Below are 11906 nucleotides of genomic sequence, written 5' to 3' on the forward strand. Positions count from 1 at the left end.
CAGGTGCACGCACGTTAACGGGCGCGCCGGGAACGCGGTACGAGGGCAGGGCAGTTCGTGCCGCGCACGGCACGCCGAGAGCGCTCCGGAACAGGCCGGTGGCGCCCCGACGCCCGCCTGGGAGCGCCCCCGCGCCGTCTGGAAAGATGAGCCCCGTCATGGTGCAGATACCGAACAAGACCGCACAGCAGCCCGCGCAGTACTCCGTGCCGACCAGCGCCGACGTGGCGCGTCTGGCGGGGGTCTCGCGCGCGACCGTCTCGTACGTCCTGAACAACACGAGCGCCGTCCGCATCAGCGAGCCCACCCGCCGCCGCGTCCACGAGGCCGCCAAGGAGCTGGGGTACGTCCCGCACGCCGCGGCCCGCAGCCTGCGCGCCGGGCACACCCGCGTCGTCCTGATGCCCACGCCGCAGATCCCGGCGGGCCCGCTCTTCAGCGAGTTCTTCAACGAGCTGCAGTGGGCGCTGAGCCGGTTCGACTACACCGTCGTGCAGTACGGCAGCCTCGGTCTGACCGGCGAGGAGGCGGCCCGCGCCTGGGCCGAGCTGCGCCCGGTCGCGGTCCTGGCCCCCGACGCCTCGGGGCTCGGCGCGCGCGGTGTGAGCGTCCTGAAGCGCTCGGGCGCCAAGGCGGTCTTCACGATCGGCCCGCAGCGGGCCGAGGGCGCCCACGCCCTGCTCATGGACCAGCGCCTGGTGGGCCAGTGCGCCGCCACCCACCTCCTGGCGCGCGGCAGCCGGCACATCGGCGTCGTGATCCCCGAGGAACCGGGCCTCGAACCCTTCGCGCGCCCGCGCGCCGAAGGCGTCCGCGCCGCCCTCGCCCGGCACGGCACGGACACCGCCATGAGCGAGCTGCCGCTGGCCTACGACGAGGAGTCGGCGGCCCGGCTCGCGGCCCGCTGGCGCACGCTGGGCATCGACGGGGTGTTCACGTACAACGACGAGTACGCGATGCTCCTGATGCGGGCGCTGCAGGACGAAGGCATCGCCGTCCCCGAGGAGACGGCGATGATCGGCGCCGACGACTTGATGCTCGGCAGGCTCCTGCGGCCGCGGCTCAGCACGGTCCGCATCGAGCTGCCGTCAGGGCAGAAGCTCGCACAGCTTGTCGACCGGGTCGTGCGCGACCCGGGCATGGAGCCCGAGGTGCACGACGTGCTCGGTGCGACGGCGGTGCACCGCGAGTCCAGCTGACCCTGTTGTTCGAGGCCGTTCGCTGCAAGAGTCCGTTCGAGGGGCTTCCTACTGCTCCTGCGCCTCCGCCTTGGCCTGCTCCTCGGCGACGGACTTGCGGACCTCGTCCATGTCCAGCTTCCTGGCCTGGCCGATGACGTCCTCCAGGGCCTCCTGCGGCAGCGCGCCGGGCTGTGCGAACACGGCCACCTGGTCGCGGACGATCATCAGCGTCGGGATCGACTGGATGCCGAAGGCCTGAGCGAGCTCAGGCTGCGCCTCCGTGTCCACCTTGCCGAAGATCATGTCGGGATTGGCCTCGGCGACCTTGTCGTAGACGGGCGCGAACGACTTGCACGGACCGCACCACTCCGCCCAGAAGTCGATCAGGACGAATTCGTTGTCCGTGACCGTCTGGTCGAAGTTTTCCTTGGTGAGCTCCACGGTCGTGCTGCTCATGGTGTTCCCTCTTCCTGCTGTTACTGCTGTCGGTCGAAGCCGCTGTGCACAACGGCCCGGGCGTCGGACGTATTCCTCGCGCTCACCCGTGCTCGTTCCGCGCGCGTACCCATGTGGCCACGTCGCACACCTGCGACCACACTGGCTTCCATGACGGATTCGAAGACATACGACGTAGTGGTCCTGGGTGCGGGTCCCGTGGGGGAGAACGTCGCGGACCGGGCCCGCGCGGGCGGCCTGAGCGTGGCGATCGTGGAGAGCGAACTCGTCGGGGGCGAATGCTCCTACTGGGCGTGCATGCCGAGCAAGGCGCTGCTGCGCCCGGTCATCGCCCGCGCGGACGCCCGCAAGGTGCCGGGACTGCGCCAGTCGGTGCAGGGCCCCCTGGACGCGGCAGCCGTGCTCGCGCACCGTGACGACTACACCTCGCACTGGAAGGACGACGGCCAGGTCGGCTGGCTGGAGTCGATCGGCGTGGAGCTCTTCCGCGGCCACGGCCGCATCGCGGGCACCCGCCAGGTGACCGTCACGGGCTCCGACGGGAGCGAGCAGACCCTCACCGCCCGCCACGCGGTGGCGGTGTGCACCGGCACCCGCGCCGCGCTGCCCGACCTGCCGGGCCTCGCCGACATCAAGCCGTGGACGAGCCGCGAGGCCACCAGCGCCGATAGGGTGCCCGGCCGCCTCGCGGTGGTCGGCGGCGGCGTCGTCGCCGTGGAGATGGCCACCGCCTGGCAGGCGCTGGGCTCGCGGGTCACGATGCTGGTGCGCGGCGAAGGGCTGCTGCCCCGCATGGAGCCGTTCGCCGGGGAGCTGGTCGCCAAGGCGCTGACGGAGGCGGGCGCGGAGGTCCGCACCGGCGTCTCCGTCACGGCCGTGCGCAGGGACAACGGCACGATCACCGCGACCCTCGGCGACGGAGGCTCGATCGAGGCCGACGAGATCCTCTTCGCCACGGGCCGCGCCCCGCGCACCGACGACCTCGGCCTGGAGACGATCGGCATGGACCCCGGCTCCTGGATGCCGGTCGACGAGAGCCTGCGGGTGCAGGGCAGCAGCTGGCTGTACGCGGTGGGCGACGCCAACCACCGTGCGCTCCTCACCCACCAGGGCAAGTACCAGGCCCGTGTCGCCGGCGCCGCGATCACCGCCCGGGCCCAGGGCGTCCCGCTCCTGGAGACCGACCCCTGGGGCGCGCACTCGGCCACCGCCGACCGCGCCGCCGTACCCCAGGTGGTCTTCACCGACCCCGAGGCGGCATCGGCGGGCCTCACCCTCGCGGAGGCGGAAGCCGCGGGCCACCGCGTGCGGGCCGTGGACTACGACATGGCGGGCGTGGCGGGCGCCGGGCTCTACGCGGACGGCTACGAAGGCCGCGCCCGCATGATCGTCGACCTCGACCGCGAGGTCCTGCTCGGCGTGACCTTCGTGGGCCCCGGCGTCGGCGAACTCATCCACTCGGCGACGGTGGCGATCGCGGGAGAGGTGCCGATCGACCGGCTGTGGCATGCGGTTCCGGCGTATCCGACGGTCAGCGAGGTGTGGCTGCGGTTGCTGGAGACCTACCGCGGATAGCCGACGCGGCATCCGTGCCGCCTGGTCGGGGGCCCGTCGCACACACTGCGGCGACGGGCCCCCGCTCAGTCGCCCGCGTCCCGCCACGCCGCGTCCCGCAGCAGCCGCAGCCCGTTGAGCCCCACGATCACGGTCGAGCCCTCATGGCCGAGTACGCCGAGGGGGAGGGGCAGGGTGCCGACCAGGTCCCAGGTGACCAGGACGGCGATGAACGCGCCGGCGATCACCAGGTTCTGCACCACGAGCCCGCGGGCCCGCCGGGACAGGGCGATCACCTTGGGCACGGTGGCGAGTTCGTCCCGCACGATGACGGCGTCCGCGGTCTCCAGGGCGAGGTCGGAGCCGGCCCGGCCCATCGCGATGCCGGTGTGCGCGGCGGCGAGCGCGGGCGCGTCGTTGACGCCGTCCCCGATGACGAGGACCTTGCGTCCCGCACCCTCCGCAGCGCGCACCGCCGCGACCTTGTCCTGCGGGAGCAGTCCGGCCCGTACATCATCGATGCCGACCTCCGCCGCGAGCCGGGCGGCTGCCTGCGCGTTGTCGCCGGTGAGCAGCATCGGGGCCGTGCCGGTCAGGGACGTGAGGGCGGTGACGGTGGCCGCCGCGTCCGGGCGCAGGCGGTCGGCGATGCCGAGCACGCCCACGGGGGTTCCGTCGCGCAGGACGAGGACGGCGGTCTGGCCGTCCTCGCCCAACTGCCGTGCCCGGTCGAGGGTGTTGATGGTGCTCGCCGCGTCCTGGGCCGCGCCGATCTCTCCGGTGCCGAGCAGCCGCGCCGGTGCGCCGACCTCGACGGTGGCGCCCTCCACCGTGGCGCTCACTCCGACGCCGGGCGCGGACGCGAAGTCCGTCACCGCCGGAAGGTCCAGGCCGCGAGCGCGCGCAGCGCCCACCACGGCGCGGGCCAGGGGGTGTTCGCTGCGGTGTTCCGCCGCCGCCGCGAGCGCGAGGAGAGTGTCCTCCGTGAGGCCGCTGCCGGGGAGCGCGTGGACAGCGGTCACCCGGGGAGTTCCCTCGGTCAGCGTGCCCGTCTTGTCCAGGGCGACCGCGTCGACCTGCCCCAACCGCTCCATCACGACGGCGGACTTGACCAGGACGCCGTGCCGGCCCGCGTTCGCGATCGCCGAGAGCAGCGGCGGCATGGTGGCGAGCACCACCGCGCACGGCGACGCCACGATCATGAAGGTCATGGCCCGCAGCAGGGCCCCGGTCAGGTCGTCGCCGAAGGCCAGCGGCACGGTGAACACGGCGAGCGTGGCCACGACCATGCCCAGCGAGTAGCGCTGCTCGACCTTCTCGATGAACAGCTGCGTGGGCGCCTTGGTCTCCGACGCCTCCTCGACCATCGCCACGATCCGCGCGATCACCGAGTCCGACGCGTCGCGGCCGACCCGCACCCGCAGCGCGCCCGCCCTGTTCAGGGTCCCCGCGAACACCTCGTCCCCGGGCTCCTTGGCGACCGGCAGCGGCTCCCCGGTGATCGTCGCCTGATCGACGTCGCCGGCGCCGTCGAGCACCTCGCCGTCCGCGCCGACCCGCTCACCGGGGCGTACGAGGACGACGTCGCCGACCTTCAACTCGGCCGTGTCGACCGTCTCTTCACCGCCTCCGTCGGTCAGCCGCGTGGCCGTGGTGGGCGCGAGGTCGAGCAGGCTGCGCACCGAGTCCGCGGTGCGCGCGGTGGCGATGGCCTCCAGCGCGCCGGACGTGGCGAAGATGACGATGAGCAGCGCCCCGTCCATCACCTGCCCGATCGAGGCCGCCCCGAGGGCCGCGACGATCATCAGCAGGTCCACGTCCAGGGTCTTCTCGCGCAGCGCCCGCAGCCCGGCAAGGGCGGGCTCCCAGCCCCCGGCGACGTACGCGACGGCGTACAGCGCGCCCCACGTCCACGCGACGGCCCCCGTCAACTGGAGCGGCAGCGCGATCAGGAACGCCGCCGTCGCTGCCGCCGCCCAGCGGGCCTCGGCGAGGGCGAGGACGCGGGTCCGACGGCGCGGAGCCGCGGTCGGACCGGCGGAAGGCCCCTGGTCGGAGCGGGGGAGCAGGGCAGTGGGCATGGCGAAGGAACCCTTCACGGGCTGGGGAACGGCAACGCCCTCACCGTACAGGAACGAATGAACAGCTTTTCATGTGTCATCGATAGGATGACTCCATGGGCCACGGAGTCGACGACAAGAGCACCACCACCACGCGGGAACGCCTGGACAGCGTGGGGGCCGCCGACGTCGCCGCCACCCTCCAGGCCCTGGCGACGCCCTCACGGCTGCTGATCCTCGCCCGTCTGCAGGAGGGCCCCTGCGCGGCCGGGGACCTGGCCGAGGCGGTCGGCATGGAGCAGTCGGCCTGCTCCCACCAGTTGCGGCTGCTGCGCAATCTCGGCCTGATCACCGGCGAACGGCACGGCCGCTCCGTCATCTACGCCCTCTACGACCACCACGTCGCCGAACTCCTCGACCAGGCGCTCTTCCACGTCGAGCACCTGCGCCTCGGTCTGCGGGACACACCCTCGGGCAGCTAGCCTGAGAGCGATCTTCGACGGTCTTCCCGTGATCCCGTGATCCCGTGATCCCGTGATCCCGTGGCCCCTTGGTCCCGTGATCCCGGGAGGGGCTGTCGATTCCGCACAGGTGAGGGAGTACGGCGTGTGGCCCGTGGTGGCGGTCGTGGCCGTCGGCGGTGCGATCGGCGCGTCGGCCCGCTACGGCGCGTCCCTGATCTGGCCCACCGCCCCCGGCGCCTTCCCCGCGACGACGCTGCTGGTGAACGTCGTCGGCTGCGCGCTCATGGGCGTCCTCATGGTGGTCCTCACCGAGGTGCGCGCGTCGCCGCACCGCCTGCTGCGGCCCTTCTTCGGCACCGGCGTGCTCGGCGGCTTCACCACCTTCTCCACCTACGCGGTCGACATCGAACGCCTGGTGGAGGGCGGCCACGCCCGCACGGGCCTGGCCTACCTCGCGTTGACGCTGCTCGCCGCCCTCGCGGCGGTGTGGAGCGCCGCGTGGGCGACGCGCCGCCTCGCGGGCCTGGCCGGGGCGGGCCGCGGGGCGGGCCCAGGGGTGGGCCGATGAACTGGCTCTGCGTGGTGGCGGGCGCGATGATCGGCGCCCCCCTGCGGTTCCTCACCGACCGCGCCGTGCAGGCCAGGCACGGCACGGCCTTTCCGTGGGGAACGTTCGTGGTCAACGTGGCGGGCAGCCTGATCCTCGGCGTGCTCACCGGCGCGACCGTCGCGGGCGCCGCCTCCTCCCACACCCAGCTGTTCCTGGGCACGGGCCTGTGCGGCGCCCTGACGACATACTCGACCTTCTCGTACGACACGCTGCGGCTCTCCGAGGACGGAGCCCGGTTCTACGCGGCCGTCAACGTCGTGAGCAGCGTGGTCGCGGCGCTCGGTGCGGTCTACGTGGGTGTCGCGCTCGCTGAGGCGCTGTGGGCGTGACGGCCCGGGCGTGCCGGACCATCCGCCTCACCCCCCCCGGGCGCTGCCGGGCTCAGGCCTCCGCGAAATCCCCGGAGAGGGCCGCGGCCATTCGCAGGTGCGGGGCCGCGTCCGCGTCGCGTCCCTGGCGTTCGAGCGTGCGGCCGAGGAGCAGCCGGGCGTACTGCTCGACGGGGTCGAGCTCGACGACCGTGCGCAACTCGGTCTCCGCGCGCCGCAGTTGCGCCGAGTGGTAGTAGGCGCGGGCAAGGAGCAGACGCGGGGCGACCTGCTCCGGCACCTCGTCGGCCAGGGTGCCGAGGATGCGCGCCGCCGTGGCGTACTCCTTGGCGTCGAAGAACTGCCGCGCGCGCTCCCAGCGCTCCGCCGCGGTTCCGTGGTCGTAGTACATCGTGTCCACTGTTGCCTCCTTCGAGCCCTCCAACCGCCCCAGGTGGTTGAAAATTCCACAGAGTGGTTCCTCCGGGACGGCGGTTCCTCCGGAATGACCGGAGCGCGAGCCTGACGTCCGGTGCTCCACGGGTCTAGGTTGTCCGGCATGAGCAATCTTGATCGTGAGGCGGTTCCGTCCCAGTGCGGCGGGCGCGGGTTCGTCGTAGCCGAACCGGTCCGGGAACTCCTCAGCCCCCGCAAGGTCAAGCTCGGTGAATCCACGGAGGTCCGCCGCCTGCTGCCCAACCTGGGCCGCCGCATGGTCGGCGCCTGGTGCTTCGTGGACCACTACGGCCCGGACGACATCGCCGACGAGCCCGGCATGCAGGTGGGCCCCCACCCGCACATGGGCCTGCAGACGGTCAGCTGGCTGCACGAGGGCGAGGTCCTGCACCGCGACTCCACCGGCAGCCTCCAGACGATCCGCCCCCGCGAACTGGGCCTGATGACCTCGGGCAAGGCGATCTCGCACTCCGAGGAGAGCCCCAGGAAACACGCCCGCCTCCTGCACGGCGCCCAGCTGTGGGTGGCACTGCCCGACGCCCACCGCAACACCGACCCGCGCTTCGAGCACCACCCGGAGCTGCCCCTGGTCACGGCCCCCGGCCTGTCGGCGACCCTGATCCTGGGCACGGTCGACGGCACCACGTCCCCCGGCACGACCTACACCCCGATCGTCGGCGCCGACCTCGCCCTGACCCGCGACGCGGACGTACGCCTGCCCCTGGACCCCGACTTCGAGTACGCGGTCCTGTGCATGTCCGGCGAGACCCGGGTCGACGGCGTCCCCGTCCTGCCGGGTTCGATGCTCTACCTCGGCTGCGGCCGCACCGAACTGCCCCTGCACGCCCAGTCGGATGCGGACCTGATGCTGCTGGGCGGCGAGCCGTTCGACGAGGAACTGATCATGTGGTGGAACTTCATCGGGCGGTCCAACGAGGATATCGCACAGGCCCGTTCGGACTGGATGACCGGGGCCCGGTTCGGTGAGGTGAAGGGGTATGACGGAGATCCGCTGCCCGCCCCGGAGCTGCCGACGGGACCGCTGAAACCGCGGGGCCGTGTGCGCTGAGCTGGGCGAATGTCTGCCCGGCTCGAGATTCGAGCGGATATTGGCTCAGGGTGGCGACTAGGGGATCACGATGTTGTGCAGCCCCTGGATCAGGGTGCTGCAGAGGGGTTTCGCCGTCCAGGGTTTGACCTTCTGTGGCAGAGCTTGGCAGACCTAATGCTGACTCAATGCTGACCTTCCTGATAGGCCGTCATGTCTGTTGGCTTGCAGGTTGGACGCACCTAGTTGCCCCCGCCGGTGGTGCTCGGGGTCGACTCGCATCGTGACGTCCATGTGGCGGCAGTGGTGTCGATGCTGGGGCAAGCTCTGGCTGCTGAGCGCTTCCCTACCACGGCGAGTGGCTATCGGGACCTTGTCGAGTGGGCCTGTGGATCCCGCTGGCGGCTGTGCTGCGGACGGCAGAGAGGCCCCTCCCAAGCCAGGGAGGCTCCTTCGCCATGCAGTTCGCCCGGCGTTGTCAGACAGGCGCGCTACTCTGCTGAGAGGGGACGGCTCTCTGAGAGGGGTGCGGTGACTGAGAGTTGGTGCGCAAAGACGCCCGTGTCGAAGGTCGAGGACTATATCGATCGGCTCACCGGTACTCGACCAACCACCATCTCGTCATCGACGCCGATACCCGTCCGGTGGTCGTGGTCGGAGCATCTCTGTCCGGCAACCGAATCGACTGCAAGGCATGGGCGGAGTCCAGAGCGAGGGCTGCTGTCGGGACGACTCTGGCCATGGCCCGACGGTGGCTATCCCGGCACCGGGCTCCTTACGCCCTACCGTCGCGCCCCGGGCAGGGAGTTGCCCGACTGGAAACGAGAGCACAACAGGACACACAATCGAGTTCGGGCACGCGTCGAGCACGTCTTCGCCCGAATGAAGACCTGGGAAGATCCTCCGCGACTGGCGCCGAAAGGGCGACGGTCCGGCACCCCGGCGGGCGGACCCGCAGATCAGCAACAGTGCATCCCTGTACGGGCGGAGGGTCGGCAAGTGGGGTCCCTCAGGATGCTGCCGCGGTGAGGCGGGAGCTCGCGCCGTTGTCCGCCGTCCGGAGGGCAGATACGTCGTGTGCTTCTTCGGCCGGCATCGTCGCACGGTACGGAGCGGCTCCTCGCAAGCGATCTCCCGGCAGCGTCGCCCGGTAGGTTGAGAGCGACATCTAGGGGCCACGGAGGTTCACGCATGCCTGAGCTGCTCAGTCGCGAAGAGGCGCCGGTGGAAGTGGACTTCTACGGGTTCGCCCTCCAAGATTTCGATGACGGGCAAGTTCCCGTGGGGTTTCCCGAAGGGTGGGAGCGTGGTCCCTTCCTGACGTCGCGTCCGGGCCGCCTCGATTTCACCAGCGGTGGCCACACGCACACCGCCACGCTGGTCATCGAAGTGTGGGACTCAGAGCCGTTGGAGCCGGTTGGCGACTGGGAGGAGACTGCCCTCGCGAAGATTGCTTGCATGTCGGGAAAACTCGAAGCCCGAGGCGTTGCCAGCGGTCCGATGCCAGAACCGATCACGTTGTCAGATGGCTCCGAAACGTGGCAGATCAGGGCGTTTTGCAGTGGACGCGGAGAGGTGGAGGCGGCGGCGCGCCTCGGAGTCCCGGAAGGGGTGGAGCGTTACGTCCTGCAGTTCTGGCCGCACAGTTGAAATACGGAAAGCCAGGGGTGGGGGTAGCCTAGCTTCACCCCTGGCTTCATAGCCGCGTCAGGACGTGATCTTCACCAGGAACCCGTCATCCGGACCGTCCAGGATCCTGTTCTTGTCGTAGTACTGTGCGGAAAGATTTCCGGCTGCTCCGTTCGCCTTCTCATCCACGGGCTTTGCGCTGAAGTTCTTCGGGTGCGCCCGAGGATCATACTTGGACATGGCTGCACCTTCGTACGCCGTGGCCATGGGGAATTCATCGCACTCTTTCCTGCCGCCCTCGGTGTAGTCCGCCCCGTAATACTTCTTGCAGTTGTAGATTGCTCTGTTGCGATTCTCTTTCCTGCGAGTTGCATCTTTGTGTAGGCGTGTCAGCGGCGCATTTGCGCTATTTCCGGGGAGCTCCTTACCGCTGTAGGGGGGCTTAGTCGCGCCCGGGTTGGTGTAGGCCAGCTTGATGTGCTTGGCCACATCCCACTCCGGAGCACTCGGCTTTGTGCTCAGCTTCAGCGCTGTCACCATGCTGAAGACCGCTGCTCCCTTTGCTCTGTTCGGCAGGTAGGTGGCCTTGTCCCAGCGGGGCGGCAGCATGAAGATGTCGCTGTCGCTGGGCAGGCCGATGGTCCAGCCTGGCGGGGGCGACAACTTGATGTTGGGCTGGTAGGCGGCAAATATGGTGTCCGTGGACCCGCTGGATCCCTGATCGGCGGCCGCGTAAACCGTGTGCTTGAAGCTGCCCAGAGCAACGAGCTGTGACCACGTCTTCTTCAGGGGCAAGGCAGTTCCGCCGAGCTTGTACTTCGCGGTGCTCGGCCAGCTCTGCGCGATCTTCGCCCTCGTCGTGATACCCAGACCAGCCGCATTCTGCCGCCCCGTAGCATTGAAGCCGACGAAGTGGTAGGTGACGGTCATGGTGCGACTGTTCTTCGCAATGGTCCCGATGGCCAGTACCGTGAAATGGCTCACCCCCAGCGGTTCCCGGTTCGTGAACCACGTGTTGGTGAACTCGCGTCCTGAGCACACGGCAAAGCGGCTCTTGATGAAGAACTCCTTGCTCCCCAGACCTTCGAGACACTCAACCTTAGACATGGTGTGAGAGGGCTCAGGCAGCGATACCTGTGGCGCGGATACAGGGTCCTGCCGCGCAGGGGGCACCGCCGATTCCTCGGGCGACCGGGGTGCGCCAGAGCGCGCGGGCCCGACCGTTTCGTGCGGCACCATGGGCTGCGCCTCGGCAGCCGCGGCTTTCTTGAGGTACCTGTCCCAGGCTCCGGGCTTCCTCAGCTCAGCGAGATCCGGAGTCTTGGCCCCGATGGGCCCGCTGGTGGTGATGATCTCTGAGGCGGCCTCATCTGCCTGGGCGCTACCGAGCGGCACGACCAATGCAGCCAGCACCGCCGGAAGCAGCACCATGGAAACGCGTAGACGCGATATTCGAGTTCTCTGCACTTTCCCCCTCGATGCTCCGCCGCACCCTCCTAGTGGGGCACGGGAGCACCACGTTTAACAGGCGACTCAATTGCAGAGGGGGGCAAGACGTACAGATTGGCGTGATCCAAATCAAAAGATGGCGAAGAACGCCGGCCGCGGTGTGCGACCCGGGCAAGCGCCGATCTATGAGCCGGGCGTCCGGGATTTCCCGCACGCGGGCTGCCTGATCGCTGTTGCCCGCTCTCGCCCAGCGGCAGCCGGTAGCCGCAGACTCCAGCTGCCCAGCAACGAGAGCACTCCAAGAACACGTCGACGGCCCGGCCGCCTGAACAGGGCGCTCTGGAGGCTGCTGGCGGGGCGTAAGTGGCCCTCTGCGACGGTGACTGCTGGACTGGCCCGGTCGGCGGGTTCGTTGGTCGAGTCCATGACCAGTCCGGCGGTCTGCCTGGGAGCAGCATTCGGAGTTCGTTCGGCGCTGTTGTCCGTCGTTCGGCGGCGGCACCCTGAGTGATCGGGTTAGGCGTTCGAGCTGATGGCTTATTAATGGTTCGGTGATGGGCGGAGGTAATGGAGCCCTGGGGGGTGCCCCTATGACTTTGGTCAAGGGGTAGTCGGGGTTGGTGGTTGATAGAAGGTGCCGTCGCGGAGCATGGCGAAGAGGACGTCTGCTCGGCGTCTGGCGAGGCAGAGG

Annotated in this window: 11 protein-coding genes and 1 pseudogene; 8 read left to right on the plus strand and 4 right to left on the minus strand. The window is 69.9% G+C overall.

Annotated features, from left to right (window positions below; genetic code table 11):
* The first annotated feature begins 158 nt into the window (after positions 1–158).
* On the plus strand, positions 159–1199 hold the full coding sequence (locus ACIGXX_RS39185) for a LacI family DNA-binding transcriptional regulator (protein WP_399983200.1): 1041 nt from the start codon (positions 159–161) through the stop codon (positions 1197–1199).
* Between the two features lie 48 nt (positions 1200–1247).
* On the opposite strand, the gene trxA is transcribed toward ACIGXX_RS39185, so the two are convergent.
* A complete protein-coding gene (gene trxA, locus ACIGXX_RS39190; RefSeq protein ID WP_351164195.1) occupies positions 1248–1637 on the minus strand; it encodes a thioredoxin in 390 nt (129 codons plus the stop codon).
* Between the two features lie 150 nt (positions 1638–1787).
* Between trxA and ACIGXX_RS39195 the strand changes: the two genes are divergently transcribed.
* Positions 1788–3212 (plus strand): dihydrolipoyl dehydrogenase family protein, encoded by a 1425-nt coding sequence (locus ACIGXX_RS39195; RefSeq protein WP_399983205.1) that lies wholly within the window; start codon positions 1788–1790, stop codon positions 3210–3212.
* Positions 3213–3277: 65 nt separating this feature from the next.
* Here the strand turns inward: ACIGXX_RS39195 and ACIGXX_RS39200 are convergent, their stop codons facing one another.
* A complete protein-coding gene (locus ACIGXX_RS39200; RefSeq protein WP_399983208.1) occupies positions 3278–5272 on the minus strand; it encodes a heavy metal translocating P-type ATPase in 1995 nt (664 codons plus the stop codon).
* A gap of 95 nt (positions 5273–5367) precedes the next feature.
* Between ACIGXX_RS39200 and ACIGXX_RS39205 the strand changes: the two genes are divergently transcribed.
* The 3 genes from ACIGXX_RS39205 to crcB (ACIGXX_RS39215) all read left to right on the plus strand — a co-directional run bounded on the left by ACIGXX_RS39205 (position 5368) and on the right by crcB (ACIGXX_RS39215) (position 6654).
* Positions 5368–5733, plus strand: a complete 366-nt coding sequence (locus ACIGXX_RS39205; RefSeq protein WP_351164200.1) for a metalloregulator ArsR/SmtB family transcription factor — start codon at positions 5368–5370, stop codon at positions 5731–5733.
* Positions 5734–5809: 76 nt separating this feature from the next.
* Positions 5810–6283 carry a fluoride efflux transporter CrcB gene (gene crcB / locus ACIGXX_RS39210; protein WP_366464389.1) on the plus strand — a complete coding sequence of 158 codons (474 nt, stop codon included), beginning with the start codon at positions 5810–5812 and terminating at the stop codon, positions 6281–6283.
* Positions 6280–6654: a fluoride efflux transporter CrcB gene (crcB, locus tag ACIGXX_RS39215; protein WP_351164203.1), complete on the plus strand. Its 375-nt coding sequence runs from the start codon at positions 6280–6282 to the stop codon at positions 6652–6654. Before crcB (ACIGXX_RS39210) ends, crcB (ACIGXX_RS39215) begins: the two co-directional genes overlap by 4 nt.
* 52 nt (positions 6655–6706) lie before the next feature.
* On the opposite strand, the gene ACIGXX_RS39220 is transcribed toward crcB (ACIGXX_RS39215), so the two are convergent.
* Positions 6707–7054: a tetratricopeptide repeat protein gene (locus ACIGXX_RS39220; protein WP_351164204.1), complete on the minus strand. Its 348-nt coding sequence runs from the start codon at positions 7052–7054 to the stop codon at positions 6707–6709.
* 138 nt (positions 7055–7192) lie between these two features.
* Between ACIGXX_RS39220 and ACIGXX_RS39225 the strand changes: the two genes are divergently transcribed.
* The 3 genes and pseudogenes from ACIGXX_RS39225 to ACIGXX_RS39235 all read left to right on the plus strand — a co-directional run bounded on the left by ACIGXX_RS39225 (position 7193) and on the right by ACIGXX_RS39235 (position 9787).
* Positions 7193–8158: a pirin family protein gene (locus ACIGXX_RS39225; RefSeq protein WP_383821444.1), complete on the plus strand. Its 966-nt coding sequence runs from the start codon at positions 7193–7195 to the stop codon at positions 8156–8158.
* Positions 8159–8730: 572 nt separating this feature from the next.
* Positions 8731–9068: pseudogene (locus tag ACIGXX_RS39230) on the plus strand (transposase family protein); the annotation flags it as partial.
* A gap of 260 nt (positions 9069–9328) precedes the next feature.
* Positions 9329–9787, plus strand: coding sequence for a hypothetical protein (locus tag ACIGXX_RS39235; protein ID WP_361466684.1), 459 nt, complete (start codon positions 9329–9331; stop codon positions 9785–9787).
* A 57-nt stretch (positions 9788–9844) separates the two neighbouring features.
* On the opposite strand, the gene ACIGXX_RS39240 is transcribed toward ACIGXX_RS39235, so the two are convergent.
* Complete coding sequence (locus tag ACIGXX_RS39240) at positions 9845–11197, minus strand: hypothetical protein (RefSeq protein ID WP_399983215.1); 1353 nt, start codon at positions 11195–11197, stop codon at positions 9845–9847.
* Between the last annotated feature and the right edge of the window lie 709 nt (positions 11198–11906).

Source organism: Streptomyces sp. NPDC055243, from assembly GCF_044544025.1.
Taxonomy (GTDB): domain Bacteria; phylum Actinomycetota; class Actinomycetes; order Streptomycetales; family Streptomycetaceae; genus Streptomyces.

Excerpts from the sequence above, each read along its gene's own strand:
- ACIGXX_RS39185 (WP_399983200.1), top strand. The coding sequence starts at position 159 with ATGGTGCAGATACCGAACAAGACCGCACAGCAGCCCGCGCAGTACTCC.
- trxA (WP_351164195.1), bottom strand. The coding sequence starts at position 1,637 with ATGAGCAGCACGACCGTGGAGCTCACCAAGGAAAACTTCGACCAGACG.
- ACIGXX_RS39195 (WP_399983205.1), top strand. The coding sequence starts at position 1,788 with ATGACGGATTCGAAGACATACGACGTAGTGGTCCTGGGTGCGGGTCCC.
- ACIGXX_RS39200 (WP_399983208.1), bottom strand. The coding sequence starts at position 5,272 with ATGCCCACTGCCCTGCTCCCCCGCTCCGACCAGGGGCCTTCCGCCGGT.
- ACIGXX_RS39205 (WP_351164200.1), top strand. The coding sequence starts at position 5,368 with ATGGGCCACGGAGTCGACGACAAGAGCACCACCACCACGCGGGAACGC.
- crcB (WP_351164203.1), top strand. The coding sequence starts at position 6,280 with ATGAACTGGCTCTGCGTGGTGGCGGGCGCGATGATCGGCGCCCCCCTG.
- ACIGXX_RS39225 (WP_383821444.1), top strand. The coding sequence starts at position 7,193 with ATGAGCAATCTTGATCGTGAGGCGGTTCCGTCCCAGTGCGGCGGGCGC.
- ACIGXX_RS39235 (WP_361466684.1), top strand. The coding sequence starts at position 9,329 with ATGCCTGAGCTGCTCAGTCGCGAAGAGGCGCCGGTGGAAGTGGACTTC.
- ACIGXX_RS39240 (WP_399983215.1), bottom strand. The coding sequence starts at position 11,197 with ATGGTGCTGCTTCCGGCGGTGCTGGCTGCATTGGTCGTGCCGCTCGGT.